14 protein-coding genes and 1 tRNA gene are annotated in these 16,304 nt (G+C 49.9%); 12 read left to right on the forward strand and 3 right to left on the reverse strand.

The features are described 5' to 3' along the window. The first annotated feature begins 45 nt into the window (after window positions 1-45). The 8 genes from uvrA to rimI all read left to right on the forward strand — a co-directional run bounded on the left by uvrA (window position 46) and on the right by rimI (window position 9,103). Window positions 46-2,910 (forward strand): excinuclease ABC subunit UvrA, encoded by a 2,865-nt coding sequence (gene uvrA / locus ACP7IZ_RS06475; protein WP_426848344.1) that lies wholly within the window; start codon window positions 46-48, stop codon window positions 2,908-2,910. Continuing rightward, the gene (locus ACP7IZ_RS06480) at window positions 2,910-3,749 is read left to right on the forward strand and encodes a creatininase family protein (RefSeq protein ID WP_426848346.1); all 840 of its coding nucleotides are present in this window, start codon (window positions 2,910-2,912) and stop codon (window positions 3,747-3,749) included. The genes uvrA and ACP7IZ_RS06480 overlap by 1 nt, the downstream gene beginning before the upstream one ends. Window positions 3,750-3,856: 107 nt before the next feature. Further along, a complete protein-coding gene (locus ACP7IZ_RS06485) occupies window positions 3,857-5,155 on the forward strand; it encodes a YncE family protein (RefSeq protein ID WP_426848347.1) in 1,299 nt (432 codons plus the stop codon). Window positions 5,156-5,237: 82 nt separating this feature from the next. After that, window positions 5,238-6,470: a DUF2075 domain-containing protein gene (locus ACP7IZ_RS06490; RefSeq protein WP_426848348.1), complete on the forward strand. Its 1,233-nt coding sequence runs from the start codon at window positions 5,238-5,240 to the stop codon at window positions 6,468-6,470. Between the two features lie 233 nt (window positions 6,471-6,703). Continuing rightward, a complete protein-coding gene (locus ACP7IZ_RS06495) occupies window positions 6,704-7,264 on the forward strand; it encodes a NifU family protein (protein ID WP_006116607.1) in 561 nt (186 codons plus the stop codon). A 65-nt stretch (window positions 7,265-7,329) separates the two neighbouring features. Beyond that, window positions 7,330-7,959: a malonic semialdehyde reductase gene (locus ACP7IZ_RS06500; RefSeq protein ID WP_426848349.1), complete on the forward strand. Its 630-nt coding sequence runs from the start codon at window positions 7,330-7,332 to the stop codon at window positions 7,957-7,959. Further along, window positions 7,956-8,648 (forward strand): tRNA (adenosine(37)-N6)-threonylcarbamoyltransferase complex dimerization subunit type 1 TsaB, encoded by a 693-nt coding sequence (gene tsaB / locus ACP7IZ_RS06505; RefSeq protein ID WP_426848350.1) that lies wholly within the window; start codon window positions 7,956-7,958, stop codon window positions 8,646-8,648. Before ACP7IZ_RS06500 ends, tsaB begins: the two co-directional genes overlap by 4 nt. 2 nt (window positions 8,649-8,650) lie before the next feature. After that, on the forward strand, window positions 8,651-9,103 hold the full coding sequence (gene rimI / locus ACP7IZ_RS06510; RefSeq protein ID WP_426848396.1) for a ribosomal protein S18-alanine N-acetyltransferase: 453 nt from the start codon (window positions 8,651-8,653) through the stop codon (window positions 9,101-9,103). A gap of 50 nt (window positions 9,104-9,153) precedes the next feature. Here the strand turns inward: rimI and purD are convergent, their stop codons facing one another. Next, entirely contained in the window at window positions 9,154-10,437 is a 1,284-nt protein-coding gene (purD, locus tag ACP7IZ_RS06515) for a phosphoribosylamine--glycine ligase (RefSeq protein ID WP_426848351.1), read from the reverse strand. Window positions 10,438-10,488: 51 nt separating this feature from the next. Here purD and xseA point away from each other — a divergent pair, with 51 nt between their 5' ends. The 4 genes from xseA to ACP7IZ_RS06535 all read left to right on the forward strand — a co-directional run bounded on the left by xseA (window position 10,489) and on the right by ACP7IZ_RS06535 (window position 13,730). Beyond that, the gene (xseA, locus tag ACP7IZ_RS06520) at window positions 10,489-11,943 is read left to right on the forward strand and encodes an exodeoxyribonuclease VII large subunit (protein ID WP_426848352.1); all 1,455 of its coding nucleotides are present in this window, start codon (window positions 10,489-10,491) and stop codon (window positions 11,941-11,943) included. A gap of 97 nt (window positions 11,944-12,040) precedes the next feature. After that, window positions 12,041-12,382 (forward strand): hypothetical protein, encoded by a 342-nt coding sequence (locus ACP7IZ_RS06525; protein WP_006116613.1) that lies wholly within the window; start codon window positions 12,041-12,043, stop codon window positions 12,380-12,382. Window positions 12,383-12,436: 54 nt separating this feature from the next. Beyond that, window positions 12,437-12,523, forward strand: a tRNA-Leu gene (locus ACP7IZ_RS06530). A 31-nt stretch (window positions 12,524-12,554) separates the two neighbouring features. Further along, window positions 12,555-13,730 (forward strand): phosphoserine transaminase, encoded by a 1,176-nt coding sequence (locus ACP7IZ_RS06535; protein WP_426848353.1) that lies wholly within the window; start codon window positions 12,555-12,557, stop codon window positions 13,728-13,730. A gap of 82 nt (window positions 13,731-13,812) precedes the next feature. Here ACP7IZ_RS06535 and ACP7IZ_RS06540 read toward each other — a convergent pair whose 3' ends face one another. Next, a complete protein-coding gene (locus tag ACP7IZ_RS06540) occupies window positions 13,813-15,204 on the reverse strand; it encodes an NAD-dependent succinate-semialdehyde dehydrogenase (protein ID WP_006116615.1) in 1,392 nt (463 codons plus the stop codon). A gap of 39 nt (window positions 15,205-15,243) precedes the next feature. After that, complete coding sequence (gene adhP, locus ACP7IZ_RS06545) at window positions 15,244-16,272, reverse strand: alcohol dehydrogenase AdhP (RefSeq protein ID WP_426848355.1); 1,029 nt, start codon at window positions 16,270-16,272, stop codon at window positions 15,244-15,246. Window positions 16,273-16,304 lie beyond the last annotated feature (32 nt).

The following is a 16,304-nucleotide window of genomic DNA, read 5'->3' on the forward strand; positions in this document are numbered from 1 at the left end:
AGGCGGCATACTAGGACAAAACAGGAACGGCGGCAGATTTCTTACATGAAAAAATCAGAATTTTCCGGTCAGCAGAGCATCCGGGTGCGTGGTGCGCGAGTTCATAATCTAAAAAACGTGGATATTGATATCCCGCGTGATAAGTTGACAGTCATGACTGGGCTTTCTGGGTCTGGCAAATCTTCTTTGGCGTTTGATACAATCTACGCTGAAGGGCAGCGCCGCTATGTGGAAAGCCTTTCAGCCTATGCGCGCCAGTTTCTGGAGTTGATGGGCAAGCCGGATGTAGACTCCATAGAGGGTCTTTCCCCGGCCATTTCTATTGAGCAGAAAACAACATCTAAAAACCCGCGTTCTACCGTTGGTACGGTTACCGAAATTTACGATTACATGCGCTTGCTTTGGGCGCGGGCGGGTGTTCCATATTCTCCAGCTACCGGGTTGCCAATTGAAGCGCAAACAGTCACCCAGATGGTTGATCGTATTATGGCGTTGCCGGAGGGAACACGCCTGATGCTTCTTTCCCCCGTTATTCGTGACAGAAAAGGGGAATACCGGAAGGAACTGGCAGAACTTCAGCGCAAAGGTTTTACACGCGTAAAAGTAGATGGAACGCTTTATGAAGTTGATGATGTTCCTAGCCTGAACAGAAAGTTACGCCATACTGTAGAAGTTGTGGTTGACCGTGTTGTGGTAAAGGAAGGGCTTGAAACGCGCCTTGCAGACAGCCTGGAAACAGCCTTGGGCCTTTCTGATGGCATTGTATATGCTGAAGAAGTTTCAAAAGATGAAAGCAAGGAAACAGAAAAGCTTGTTTTCTCATCACATTTTTCCTGCCCAGTAAGTGGGTTTACACTGGAAGAAATTGAGCCCCGGCTATTTTCTTTCAATGCGCCACAAGGGGCGTGTCCGGCTTGTGATGGCATTGGTGTGGAAACCTACTTCAACCCGCATCTTATTGTACCGGATGAAAGCCTTAGTCTTGCAAAAGGTGCTATAGCACCATGGAAAGATGCGAAATCTCCATTATTGGAACAGACGCTTGAAAGTTTGGCACAGCATTTTTCTGTAAATATGGATACACCATGGAAGGATCTTCCAGAAAATGTGCGAGACGGTATTCTTTATGGCACTCCTGAAAATGTAGATTTCACCTATAAAGATGGCAGGAAAAGCTATGTTGTTTCCAAACCATTTGAAGGTGTTATTAAAAGCCTAGAAAAACGCCTGCGCACTACAGAAAGCATGTGGGTAAGAGAAGAGCTTTCCAGATATCAATCTGAAAAAGCATGTCATGTGTGTGAAGGTGCGCGATTGCGGCCAGAGGCTCTTTCTGTGCGTGTAGCTAATAAGAATATTGCACAGGCCTGTGAGTTACCTATAGGGCAAGCTCTGGATTGGTTTGATACAGTTCTGCCAACCCTTACGCCACAAAGGGCCGAAATTGCCCGCCGTATCTTGCGTGAGATTTTAGAACGTTTGAAGTTCCTTGATGATGTGGGATTGGAATATCTTACCCTTTCAAGAAGTTCAGCAACACTTTCTGGGGGAGAAAGCCAGCGTATTCGCCTTGCCAGTCAGATTGGTTCCGGGCTGACAGGCGTTTTGTACGTTCTGGATGAACCCTCTATTGGCCTCCATCAGCGTGACAATGAACGTCTGCTTGGCACATTGCAGCGTTTGAAAAACCTTGGAAATACTCTGATTGTTGTTGAACATGATGAAGATGCCATTAGAAGCGCAGACTGGCTTGTAGATATGGGGCCGGGCGCGGGCGTGAATGGCGGCACGATTGTTGCCCAAGGTACACCAGCACAGGTTGCCAAATCTCCCGATAGTTTGACAGGTGCCTATCTTTCTGGTCGCAAGAAAATTGATGTTCCTGCTGAACGTCGGAAAATAAATAAAAAGAAAATTCTAACAGTTGAAGGCGCTACTGGCCATAATCTGAAAAATGTAACAGCTCGTTTTCCGCTTGGCACGTTCACCTGTGTAACTGGCGTATCGGGTAGCGGGAAATCTACACTGGTTATTGATACACTCTATAAAGCACTTTCTCGCCAGTTGATGGGGGCAGGCACATCTCCAGAACCTTATAAGCGCATTAAGGGGATGGAGCTGCTAGACAAGATTATTGATATTGACCAATCCCCTATTGGGCGCACACCACGTTCCAACCCGGCAACCTATACAGATCTTTTTACACCCATAAGAGATTGGTTTGCGGAACTTCCTGAAAGTAAAGCAAGGGGTTACAAACCCGGCCGCTTTTCCTTCAATGTAAAAGGCGGGCGTTGTGAAGCATGCCAAGGTGATGGTGTTATTAAAATTGAAATGCACTTTCTGCCAGATGTGTTTGTAACGTGTGATGCCTGCAAAGGGCAGCGCTATAACCGTGAAACACTTGATATCAAGTTCCGTGGCAAATCCATTGCTGATGTGCTGGCCATGAGTGTGGATGAAGCCCTCCCTTATTTTTCGGCTCAGTCTCGTATTCGGGATAGGCTGGCCATTTTGCAAAAGGTTGGGTTAGGATATGTCGCATTAGGGCAGCAGGCCACGACCCTTTCTGGGGGTGAAGCGCAGCGTGTTAAGCTTTCCAAGGAACTGGCACGTAGGGCAACGGGGCGCACTCTGTATATTCTGGATGAACCAACAACAGGGTTACATACGGAAGATGTAAGAAAACTTCTAGAGGTTTTGCATGCTCTTGTTGATCAGGGAAACACAGTTGTTGTGATCGAGCATAACCTAGAAGTTATAAAAACGGCAGACTGGATTATAGATGTTGGCCCAGAAGGTGGTGATGGTGGTGGACAAATTGTTGCCGAAGGTACACCAGAAGATATTGCAGCATGCCCGGAAAGTTACACAGGCCGGTTTCTTGCCCCACTGTTAGTGAAGAAATAATGAAAAAATCTTTTTTTTCTTTAGCTATTATCGGGTTTTCTGCTCTATTTGCAAATGGAGCAGAAACGCGCAATGCCGTGGCAGAAACAGCGTGCTCTGCCCTGCCCTCTTCTGTGCTGTTTGAAAAACAGACATGGACGGAAATTCAGTCTGATATTGCGTGCGGGGTTACAACTATTATTATTCCCGTTGGTGGAACAGAACAGAGCGGGCCCTACATAGCTGTTGGCAAGCATAACACACGTGTTATGGAAATAGCGCAAAAGATAGCTGAAAAATCCGGAAAAACCCTTGTAGCGCCAGTTGTTTCATATGTTCCAGAAGGTGGGATTTCTCCCCGCACTTCTCACATGAAGTTTCCGGGAACCATCACAATACCTGCAGATGTTTTTGAGAAATTGATAGCGTCTGCGGCAAAAAGTTTTCAGGTACAAGGATTCCGTCTGATTGTTTTTATTGGCGATCATGGCGGTTATCAGAAATCTTTGGATAAAGTGGCTACGCAACTTAATAAGGAGTGGTCGGGCACCCAAGCTGAGGCTCTTTACGTAAAGCAATATTATAGCGTTATACCGCATCAGTATGCTCAGTGGCTTAGCCAGCATGGATATGCAAAAGATGTTGGTATGCACGCAGATATAAGTGATACATCACTTATGCTGGCGATTGATCCAACAATGGTAAGGTTGGATGCATTACAAAAATCTGGCACGCCATCCAGCGTACAGGGTATTTATGGGGGGGATCCGCGCAAAGCATCGGCCAGTTTGGGGCAGATAGGTATCAATATGCAGATAACTGCGGCAGTTTCTGCTATTAACGATGCGCGGAATAAATAAGTGGAAGTTGTTTTATAGAGTAGAACGTAGGTTCTCTACTTAAAAAAGATTAGAATAGACCTTATTAAGGCGCCATGATAAATCCAACCTGATATAATAGATAAATCATGGTGCCAGAGATAATGAGGTATAGTGTAATGGCTTCCAAAGCCTATTTGATAGCGGCAACGACCTTAGCTGCGGTAATGAGCGCTGGAACAGCAGCATTTGCGCAGGATACGACGCAGGTGGCTCCACCGGCTCAGCCACCGGTAGCAGAAGCTCCTGCGCCTGTAACCGCACCCGTTTCTACCCCTGTTCCGGAAAATGCAGCAACTTTAGCTACAAAGATTGAAACAATTCCGGGTATGCCCCCCGTTATTGATCCGAATAACCTTTATAGTGAAACGCGAGCCGATAATATTGCACCGGAAGTGGCACAAGATCCGGCTCGTATTTATGTGCCAAATCTGCGTTCAAATGATGTTTCTGTTATTGATCCTGCAACTTCAAAAGTAGTAGATCGTTTTCCTGTTGGTAAAAGCCCACAACACGTTGTGCCTTCGTGGGATCTGCGCACATTATGGGTAACCAATAATGCAGAAGGCACAACAAATGGTAGCCTGACGCCAATAGATCCGCGCACAGCCAAGCCTGGGCCAGCTGTGCAGGTGGATGATCCTTACAACATGTATTTTACGCCAGATGGCAAATCAGCCATTGTTGTAGCAGAGGCGCGTAAGCGGCTAGATTTTAGAGACCCGCATACAATGGCTTTGCAGGAATCTGTTGAAGTTCCGCAATGTAAGGGCGTGAACCATGCTGATTTCTCGATTGATGGACGTTATGCCATTTTCACATGTGAATTTGGGGGCCATCTTGTAAAAGTTGACACCGTAAATAAGAAAGTTCTGGGTTATCTGGCGCTTTCAAGTGGTGGCATGCCGCAAGATATTCTGATCTCCCCAAACGGAAAAACCTTTTACGTTGCTGATATGATGGCAGACGGCGTTTTTCTTGTTGATGGGGATACGTTTAAGGAAACAGGCTTTATCCATACGGGCGTGGGTACGCACGGTTTGTATCCTAGCCGCGATGGCACAAAAATGTATGTTGCCAACCGTGGTTCTCATAAAATTCATGGTAAGCCGCATAGCAAGGCTGGTGGTGTTTCTGTAATTGATTTTGCAACCAACAAGATTGTGGCTGATTGGCCCATTCCTGGTGGTGGTAGCCCCGATATGGGGAATGTAAGCGCAGATGGCAAAAGCCTATGGCTTTCCGGTCGGTTTGATGATGTTGTTTACAGAATCAACACCGATGATGGTTCTATGATCAAAATCCCGGTTGGTGCGGAACCTCACGGTCTTACCGTATGGCCGCAGCCTGGCCGGTATTGCATCGGTCATACAGGTATCTTGCGGTAAAAGTAGAACCTAAAAAATGTTTTTGAAAAAAGCCTTTCTTGAAAAAAGAAAGGCTTTTTTTATTGGGATATAGGAAAGCGGTATGTCTGATTTTCAGAATGAAAATATTGAAAATAATAATGCAAAAAAGAAACTTTCTTCATTTCAAAAATTATCTCCGGCGCAGGAGTTGCTGAAGAAAGATATTCTTGAGTTTTGCAAAAATCATCAAAAAGATGAACACGCTATTTTTGTTATCGAAGGTGATGCAGGAACTGGAAAAAGTCTTGTTATAAATTCTATTTTTAATGATTTGCAGCGCATGTCCAGGAACGATCATCTGGGCGATTGTTTTGCAGGGAAAGAAAATTATCTTATTGTGAATCATCCTGAAATGATGAAACTATATACGAATATTTCAGAAGATTTTCCATATATCAGGAAAAAGGATTTTGAACGCCCAACAACATTTATAAATAAAATGAATAAATTGGGAAAAAGGGCAGATGTTGTTCTGATTGATGAAGCTCATCTTCTTTTAACACGTTCTGATAAATACAATAGATTTAACCAAAACAATCATCTGGAAGAGATTATAAAACTTGCTCGTATTGTTATCCTTGTTTTTGATGAAAAACAGGTTTTAAAGTTTAAAAGTTATTGGAATAAAAATACGCTTTCAAAAATACTAGAAGGTTTTCCTGTAAGGGCATTCTATCTGACAGATCAATTTCGAATGCATGCAAACGCGGATGTTCTGGAGTGGATAAAAAATTTCTGTTTAAAAAAAGTGACATCTTTCCCAAAAAAGCAGAATTTTGATTTCAGATGTTTTGAAGATGCTCAAGAAATGTACGAGTTGATCAAACAGAAAAACAACCAGTGCGGATTGTCACGCATTGTTGCAACTTATGATTATCCCTACAGGTTGGATGGAAAAGAGCACTTTATTGATGAAGGGCGTTTTCATTTACGGTGGGATCTCTCAAAACCAGATGAAAAATTGCCTTGGGCAGAACGGCCAGACACCATCAATGAGGTTGGATCTGTTTATACAGTGCAGGGGTTTGATCTGAACTATGTGGGCCTTATTCTGGGCCCTTCCGTTACGTATGATGCACAAGCAGATTGCTTGCGCCTAGACCCGGCCCGTTATGAAGATGGTGCAGCTTTTGCGGGTAAAGATGGCTTGGCTCAACCAGAACAGGTTAAAGAGCAAATCATGCTCAACGCTATCAATGTGCTTATGACAAGAGCGGTAAAGGGGCTCTATATTTACGCGCATGATCCAGCTTTGAGGGGAAAATTGCTGCAAGAGCAATCATTGCGTAGCTAAGTTCTTCCTTAATGCTGGAATGCCGGGGCTTCCCACTTCATAACTGCATGGCAGATTTGCCAAACGGCAAAGGAAACATTCTGTCATGTAAAATTAAGGAAAGTTGATTATTCAAAGAAAAATAACCTCAAAAGAGCCGTTTTTCTTTGAATACAGGACTTGTTTCGTACGCATTCTAATGCCAACTGAAAGGTAACAAGTTCTCTTTCCTCATTACTCAGGCTCAACTGGTCATGTTCATAGAAACCGAAGGCACACCCAATCCTGCTACGCTCAAATTTCTGCCGGGGCAGGCTGTTATGGGCGATGCTGGCACTATTGATTTTATTGATGCTGATGCCGTAGCCGGTCGTTCTCCTTTGGCTGAAGCTTTGTTTGCCCTTCCGGGTGTTTCCCGTGTGTTTTTGGGGAACGACTTTGTGTCTGTAACAAAAGCAGATTCCGAAGATTGGGAAGAACTGCGCCCGCAAATTCTGTCCACTCTGATGGATCATTTTGTGGCAGGGCATCCTGTGGTGGCAGAAGGCGTGGCGGTTACAGAAGATGCCACCGCGCCGGAAGACGAAGAAATTGTAACCCAAATTAAGGAACTGCTAGACACACGCGTACGCCCAGCCGTGGCAGGTGATGGCGGAGATATTGTTTTCCGTGGTTATCGTAATGGCATTGTGCGGCTGACTATGCAGGGGGCTTGTTCGGGGTGCCCATCTTCCCGCGCAACGCTCAAGCATGGTGTAGAAAACATGCTACGCCATTACGTGCCAGAAGTGGTTTCTGTTGAACAAGTAGATTAAGCACTGCACCTGTCTGCTTTTGTCGCGCTTCAAAGCGTGGCATAGAAAGCAGGCAGGTGTTTTTTATGCCTGCCCTTTCAATGATAGATACAAGACAGGGCAAGATACATATGCTGGATGAAAACGGGCTGGATCTCCTTTTCAGAAAGGCGCGTACGCCCCTCCGCTGGACAACCCGCACAGTTGAAGAAGATGTGCTGCGCCAGCTTTATGATCTCACAAAATTTGGCCCAACATCCGGCAATTGTAGCCCTGCCCGGTTTGTTTTTATTACCGGTTCAGATGGGCGTGAGAAACTGCGCCCGGCTTTGTCTGCGGGCAACGTTAATCGGGTTATGGGGGCGCCTGTTATTGCCATTGTCGCGCATGACCCATTGTTTTTTGAACAGTTGCCGCGTTTGTGCCCGCAGGAAAACCTGCGTTCATGGTTTGCATCAGACGTTGGGTTGGCAGAAGAAACTGCTTTTCGTAACGGCACGCTCCAAGGGGCTTATATGATTATGGCAGCCCGTGCCCTTGGGGTGGATGCTTTGCCTATTTCTGGGTTTGACCAAGCGTTGGTGGAAGATGCTTTTCTGGCCGAACAAGGCTGGCGCGCAAACTTTCTGCTGTGTCTGGGATATGGAGATTTTGAAAACCAGCTACCACGTGCGCCTCGTTTGGCATTTGAAGAAGCCTGCTGCGTGGTTTCATGATGATGCAGCGTATTCTGGTTCTGGATGGTAGCCCGGCAGGAGAGTCGGCTTGCGGAATGGCTGCATGTGTTCAGGTTGAAGGGGATAAGCTTTTGGTGCTGCATGCCGAGGTTGTTGCTGGCAAGCAGGCGGCAGAAGGCATTAATCTTCTTGCCGATAAGGTTTTACAACAGGCAGGATGGGGCGCTGAAACCGGCATACAGCCAGATCTTGTGGCCGTGGTTGTGGGGCCGGGATCTTTTACAGGGCTGCGGGCATCTTGTGCTGTAGCCGCTGGGTTTGCATTGGGTGCAGGCTGCCCATTGGTGGGCGTAACAAGAGCAGAAGCGCTGACACCTGCACTGGACGCAGAATTGCAGCGGTATCCAGAATTAAAAGGGTGGCTGGTGATAACGCCAGCGCGTCGTGGCCGAGTGTTTGTAGAAGATGCTCAGCAAGTTCGTGCCGTCATGATAGCCAATTGGCATCCGCCAGAAGGAAGCTGGTTGGTGGCGGGTGATGCCTGTGAGGCTCTTTCTTTTTCACATGCCGTTTACTCTTCATTACACACACCAACACCAGAGCAAATTGCACGTGCAGCGTTAAAGCGCCAAATGGGCAAGCTGCCTTTGCTAGATCCTGTTCCACTGTACGTAGATCCGCCAGAAGCCAAACTCCCGGCGGATGGATTAAGAGCCAAGCCAGTTTGACCGTGCATGCGCAGGAAGCCGGCGTTGTTTACGCACCTTTGCTGGCCAACATACATACCCAGTGCTTTGGTGCAGGCGCACAGTGGGATGAGGCAGCCATAACGGCTTTGCTGTCATCTCCGGGTGTGCAGGCAGGTCTTGTTCTGGTGAAAGATCAACCAGCGGGCTTTATAATGTTGCGAAGCGTGGTGTATGAAGCAGAGATTTTAACCATCTGCACTCTGCCGGAATATAGAAAGCGCGGTTTGGCGCAACGTTTGCTGGCATGGTGCATACAGGTTGGGCAGCAGAATGGGGCGCAAAACCTGTTTCTGGAAGTATCTGTAAACAATCAATCCGCCAGAGCCCTGTACGAAAAACAGGGTTTTGAAAAGCTGGGGTTACGTAAAAAATATTATGAAGATGGATCGGATGCCTTGGTTTTGGGCCGATCCTGCCAAGCTGCAGGCCCTTAGCCAAACAGAAGTAACTCTGCATAACCAAGGGCTGTTATTTTAGAAGCGGCTTAAAGGGCGCGGTTACCGATATCTGTGCGCCATATCGCTCCATCCCACGAAATGGCTTTAACGCCTTCGTAAGCACGTTCTTGCGCCTGTTTCACGGTATTGCCCAACGCGCAAACAACCAGCACGCGCCCTCCGGCTACAACAAGTTCTCCCGCCGCATTCAGCTTGGTGCCAGCTTGGAACACCTGCACATCAGGCAGTTTGTCGGCATCTTCGATACCGGAAATCACGGCACCCTTTTCTGGCGTGCCGGGGTAGCCACGGGCTGCCATCACAACACAAACAGATGCCTGATCGGAAAACGTGACAGGGGCTGCATCCAGCTTATCTTCAGCAAGAGCCTTTAGGGCAGGAAGAAGATCAGAAGTCAGCCGAGGTAGCAGAGCTTCGGCTTCCGGATCACCAAATCTAACGTTGTATTCGATTAATTGAGGGCCACTTTCTGTCAGCATCAGCCCAGCAAAAATAACACCCCGGAAAGGTGTGCCACGGCGCACCATTTCCTTCAGCATAGGGCGTACCATCACATCGAGCGCAGCTTCCTGTTCTGCCCGACCAAAGCCTTTTGGAGGAGAAACCGCTCCCATTCCACCGGTATTGGGGCCCGTATCTCCATCTCCAATGCGTTTGTGGTCTTGGGCAGCGCCAATCAGCGTGGCCGTTTCTCCCGCACAGAACGCAAAAAGCGAGACTTCCTCACCAACCAGGCAATCTTCAATCACCACGCAGCGGCCTGCATCCCCAAGTGAGCCACCGGCCATCATGTCCTGCACAGCGCTTTCGGCTTCGGCCAATGTGGTGGCCACCACAACGCCTTTTCCGGCGGCCAGACCATCGGCCTTGATAACAATGGGGGCGCCTTTTTCACGCACGTATGTCAAAGCAGCGTTTACGTCCGTAAACCGCTCCGCCTGTGCTGTGGGAATATTGGCGGCGTAGCAGATTTCCTTGGTAAAGCTTTTGCTGCCCTCAAGCCGGGCGGCGGCCTGCGTGGGGCCAGCGCATGCCAGCTTGGCGCGGGCACAGGCATCTGCCAGACCTGCCACCAACGGAGCTTCCGGGCCAGGAATAACCAGATCGACTTTTTGTTCCAGAGCAAACTGCACAAGTGCAGGAACATCTTGCGCACCAATGGGCACATTTATACCAAGTTCTGCTGTGCCGGGGTTGCCGGGTGCGATAAACAGGGCTGAAAGTTCCGGAGAACGGGCAAGTGTTGCGGCCAGCGCATGCTCCCTGCCGCCAGATCCAACCAGAAGTACCCGCATTGTTTTCTCCTGCATCTTGATGTTCTGCTCTTTTCAGGGCGAGCGTCTGTAGCATAGGTTAGCCGCATGACCGAACAGTTTGACATTCCATCGGCCAGCAACAATGTGCCGGAATTTACCGTTTCAGAAATTTCGGGGGCTATCCGGCGCACGCTGGAGGGCACGTTTAGCCGCGTACGTGTGCGTGGTGAGATTACGGAACTTAAACGCTACCCTTCTGGGCATGTGTATTTCTCGCTCAAGGATGAACGGGGCAAGATTTCCGGTGTGGTGTGGCGTGGTTCGGTTTCCCGCCTTGGTCTGGCGCCAGAAAACGGGGTGGAGATTATCGCCACCGGCAAGATTTCTGCTTATGGTGAGCGTTCCAGTTACCAGCTTGTTGTAGAGCGGATGGAATATGCGGGCGAAGGCGCTTTGCTGGCCCGTATTGAACGCTTGCGCTTAAGGCTGGCGGAAGAAGGGCTGTTTGATACAGCCCGCAAAAAAGCCATTCCGCTTTTGCCGCGTGTGATCGGGGTGGTAACATCGCCTCAAGGTGCTGTGCTGCATGATATCTGCACAACCCTGCAAAGGCGCTTCCCCCGGCCTGTGATTGTCTGGCCCGTGCCCGTACAGGGAGAAGGGGCAGCCGCCCGCATTGCTGCGGCTATTGATGGATTTTCGCAGCTTGACGGGCTGGGCGCAGTGCCACGGCCAGATGTGTTGATTGTGGCGCGCGGTGGCGGATCATTAGAAGATCTGATGGCTTTTAATGATGAAGCTGTGGTACGTGCGGCTGCTGCATGCACTATTCCGCTGATTTCTGCCGTAGGGCACGAAACAGATACAACCCTGATTGATTTTGCATCAGACAGGCGTGCGCCAACACCCACAGCCGCCGCAGAAATGGCTGTGCCAGTGCGTACGGAACTTTTGGCGGATATTGAGCACAGAAATGCAAGGGCAGTGGGCGCGCTTTCCCGTTTGCTGCAAACGGCCCGCTTAAGGCTGGATCGTGCATCTTCCGCCATGCCGGATCTGCCAAGCCTGTTGCAGACAGCGCGTATGCAGTTGGATGACAGAGGGCGGCGGCTGGATGTTGCCTTGCCCGCTTTGGTGCAGCGGCGTAAGGCGAATCTGGTTGCGGTTGAACGCCATATGCCTGCGGTTGAAACCTTATTGGCAGGGCGGCGCACACGCTTGGCCGTATTGGCAAACATGTTGCAGGCCAGCATGGCGCATACATTCCAAAGGCAGGATGCCCGGTTGGGTCGCTTACGGATATCCCCTGCCCCATTGCAAGCATTGGTGCGGGAAAGACGCACAGCTCTTGCTGGTATTGCCGGGCAGTTAGAAGCTATTTCCCCCCGTGCAGTATTGGCCCGTGGGTACGCGCTTGTTACCGCAGAAGGGCGGCCAGTGACCAGTGCTGAACAACTACGTGATGGTGAGCGTGTAGAACTAACATTTGGTGATGGCGCCCGTCCGGCTGTTATTGGTGATGGCACACACCGCCCCAAGCAAGGTGTGCTGGAGCTGTAACACACCGAGTTGAGATGTACTGCCAATCAGGTTTATGATCTGCCAATATAAACCACGCGGGCGGAGGGGCCCGCGCTGTCAGGAAAGAATAAAGCGCATGTCCATCCGTTTTTCTGTTGGTGTTGCCAGCCTGTGTCTGGCGGGAGGGCTGCTGGCAGGGTGTGCGCCTCAGCAGGGGCATCGTATTCCACCACAAAGCTTTGCTCCGGGTCTGACAACAGAGCCATCAGCTACCAATGATAGCCATTTGACGAATGATCCCTCCGCACCGCTGAACACACCATTGTGTGGAACAGCTGCGCGAGAAAATATGGCAATGGGTGTGCAAAATTATCCGCAGCCCCTTTCTTCTGGCAATTCTTGCGTGCAAAATGCATGCTTTGATACCCAGACAGGCACCTATATTGCCTCTGATGGTACAAAAAGAGTGTGCCGATAACGCACGCATGCTCTTTTCCCAGCGGCAATTTGCTGGTAGGAAAAGGGCCACGCTGCGAGAGTGACGGAATTGGTAGACGTAGTCGACTCAAAATCGACCGCCCGAAAGGGCTTAGGGGTTCGAGTCCCCTCTCTCGCACCAGATTTCTTCTCCCCCTATTCTGGCCAAGGTTATGACAGCCGCTTCCTTATCCGTTCTTCCTCGTCCGGCCAGCCGTCCCCTTAATCCATGCTTTTCTTCTGGCCCTTGCGCAAAGCGGCCGGGTTGGAATGTATCGGCGCTGGCAAATGCGTTGGTTGGGCGTTCGCATCGCTCTGCGGAAGGGCGTGCACGGCTGAAAGAAGTTATTGATCGCTCCAGCGCCATTTTGGGGGTGCCTGAAGGGTGGCGCGTAGGCATCGTGCCTGCTTCTGATACTGGCGCTGTGGAAATGGCCTTGTGGTCCATGCTGGGGGAACGCCCAGTAGATGTGCTGGCGTTTGAAAGTTTTTCTGCACTATGGGCGCAGGATATTGTCACCCAGCTTAAGCTTGAAAACACACGGGTTTTAAAAGCCGAATACGGCAGCCTGCCAGATATGACGCAGGTTGATTGGAACCACGATGTAGTGCTGGCATGGAATGGCACCACCTCTGGTGTGCGCATTCCCTCAGCAGATGCCATTCCGGCACAGCATGATGGGTTGGTGATCTGTGATGCTACATCTGCTGCGTTTGCAATGGATCTGCCGTGGGACCGCTTGGATGTGGTTACATGGTCTTGGCAGAAAGCTTTGGGGGGTGAAGCCGCACATGGCATGATCGCCCTTTCCCCCAAAGCTGTGCAGCGGTTGGAAAGTTTTCAGGCTCCGCGTCCACTGCCCAAAGTTTTCCGCATGACCAATAAAAATGGTCTGATTGAAGGCATCTTTCGGGGGGATACCATCAACACGCCTTCCATGCTGTGCGTGGAAGATGCGCTGGATAGCCTGAAATGGGCAGAAGGTGCTGGTGGCCTGGAAGGGCTGAAAGCACGCAGCCAAGCCAATCTGGCTGAAGTGACCATGTGGGTGGAAAAAACAGATTGGGTAGAGTTTCTGGCCCAGAAGCCTGAAGAACGTTCCTCCACAGCAATCTGCTTGCGTATTATGGCTCCGTGGTTTTTGGCCCTTGAGCGCGATGAACAGACTAAAACAGTCAAGAAAATGCTGGCCGTTCTGGCAGAAGAAGGCATTGGGTTTGATTTGGCCAGTTACCGTGATGCCCCTGTGGGCTTGCGCATCTGGGGTGGTGCTACGGTAGAAGCCGCAGATGTGCGCGCATTATTGCCTTGGCTGGATTGGGCTTTTGCTCAGGTTGCGCCGCAGTAATTAAATTTTTAGCATTACACAGCATTAAAAAAGGCGGAGGGAATTTTCCCTCCGCCTTTTTTGTTGGATGAAGCCGCGCCTATTAGAAGGGTGCGTCAATGTCCACGATGTCGATCAGCTTGGTGTTGACGAATTCTTTCAGGCCAAGGTCAATCAGTTCACGACCAAAGCCAGAACGTTTCACGCCACCAAACGGCAGATCAGCTTTCACCATGGTTGGGTGATTGATGTACACCATACCGGTGTCCATTTTGCGTGCGAGTTCAGCAGCTTTTTCTTCGTTCTGAGAGAAGATGGAACCACCCAGACCGTATGGAGAATCGTTGGCGATTTCCACAGCATGATCTGCGTCTTTCGCGCGGAACAGCATGGTAACCGGGCCAAAGAATTCCCAACGGCGTGCCGGGTTGCTTTCATCCAGATCTGTTAGAATAACAGGGCGGAAGAAACAGCCTTTGTTGGGCATTTCCAGCGGAACTTCTTCTGCCTTTGCACCGTGTGCTACGGCTTCAGAAACCTGCTTTTTCAGATCTTCTACAGCACCGCGGGAAGAAAGCGGCGGCATGGTGGTGTTGGGGTCCATCGGATCACCCATACGCAGGGCGCTTACGCCTTTGCGGTACAGCTCTACAAACTTGTCGTAAACGCCGTCTTCCACAATCATGCGCTTGGCGTTAACGCACACCTGCCCACCATTCCAGTGGCGGCCAAAAACAGCCCATTTGGCAGCTTTTTCAATGTCTGCATCGTTCAGCACGATCAGCGCATCGGAGCCACCCAGTTCCATGATGCACTTTTTAAGTGCGCCACCGGCTGTAGCAGCAATTTTGGCGCCTGCGCCTTCAGAGCCAGTTAGGGCAACACCACGCACGCGCGGGTCCTGAATAACCGTGGCAAGCTGGGAATGGGACGGATACAGGTTGATAAAGCCACCTTCTGGCAGCCCGGCATCCAGCATCAGTTTTTCCATGGCGGCAGCACACTGCGGCACATTGGAAGCGTGCTTTAGGATAACCGTGTTACCAGCAGAAAGCTGAGGGGAGATAATGCGGGCAACCTGATAGAACGGGAAGTTCCACGGTTCAATCGCAACGATAATCCCCTGCGGTTCGTACACAAGTTTGGCGCGGCCTTCCTGCGGGTCTGCTACGGGCAGATCCTGTGGTTCCAGCAGCTTTTCAGCATTCTTGGCATAGTATTCGAAAATAGCGGCGGACAATTCCGTTTCTGCCTGAGCTTCGGCAAAGCGCTTGCCCATTTCAAGGGTCAGCAGTTTGGAATACTCATCCAGATTTTCGCGCAGCAGATCGGCTGCTTTTTGCAGAATGCGTGCACGATCAGCATGGGAGAAGTTTTTCCATTTCTGGAAAGCTGCATCACCCTTGGCAATTGCTGTTTCAATTTCCGCATCCGTGGTGGTGGGGAACGTCTTCACCTGCTCTTCGGTGAAGGGATTGATTGTTGCATAAGCCATCAGAATAACCCTTCTTTTGTTTCTGAGGTTAGGAGTTGCTCAGTTGCGGAAGTCCAGAACCACGCGGCCTTCCACCCGACCGTTCTTGAGCGCATCAAAAATTGCGTTGATGTTGTCAATCCGATCCGTTGTGGTGACAGATGTTACCTTCCCTTCTGCAAAGAAGGAAAGAGCTTCAATCATGTCCAGCCGTGTGCCTACTATGGAACCGCGAATGGTAATGGCATTCATGACCATGTCAAAGATAGAAATTGGGAAATCACCCGGTGGCAGGCCATTTAGCACCAATGTGCCCCCTGCCCGCACATATCCCATAGCCTGAGAAAACGCTTTGGTGGAAACAGCGGTAATCAATCCCCCGTGCACGCCACCAACCTTTTCCTGCATAAATGTTGCTGGGTCTGTCTTTCTGGCGTTAACAGTGTACATGGCGCCAAGCTTTTTGGCGGTTGCCAGTTTTTCATCATCAATGTCTACCGCCACAACATTTAGCCCCATTGCTACGGCGTACTGCACGGCCATTTGGCCTAATCCCCCAACGCCAGAAATGGCCACCCAGTTCCCTGCTCGCGTATCTGTCATCTTCAGGCCTTTATAAACGGTCAGGCCAGCGCACAGTACGGGGGCAATTTTTACGGGGTCCACGCCTTTGGGCAGATGGGCAATATAGTTAGGATCAGCCACCACGTATTCGGCAAAGCAACCGTTTACGGAATAGCCCGTTTCTTCCTGCTTCGGGCAAAGGGTTTCCCATCCTGCCAAACAGTGCTCGCAATGGCCGCAGGCAGAATAGAGCCAAGGCACGCCTACAACATCGCCTTCCTTCACCCAGTCTACTTCGCTGCCAACTTGCACCACAGTTCCCACGCCTTCATGACCGGGAATAAACGGCAGATGTGGTTTTTTGGGCCAGTCTCCGCTGGCGGCATGCAAATCTGTATGGCACACGCCGCAGGCTATCATCTTAACCAAAATCTGTGTGGGTTTAATGGTGGGGATGTCCAGCTCTTCAATGGTTAGTGGTTTGCCAAATTCATGAACCACAGCGGCTTTCATTTTTCCGGACATGATATGCTTCCTTATATTTTACAAACAGACAT

The organism is Acetobacter sp. AAB5 (genome assembly GCF_050106715.1).
GTDB classification, from domain to species: Bacteria; Pseudomonadota; Alphaproteobacteria; order Acetobacterales; family Acetobacteraceae; genus Acetobacter; species Acetobacter oryzifermentans.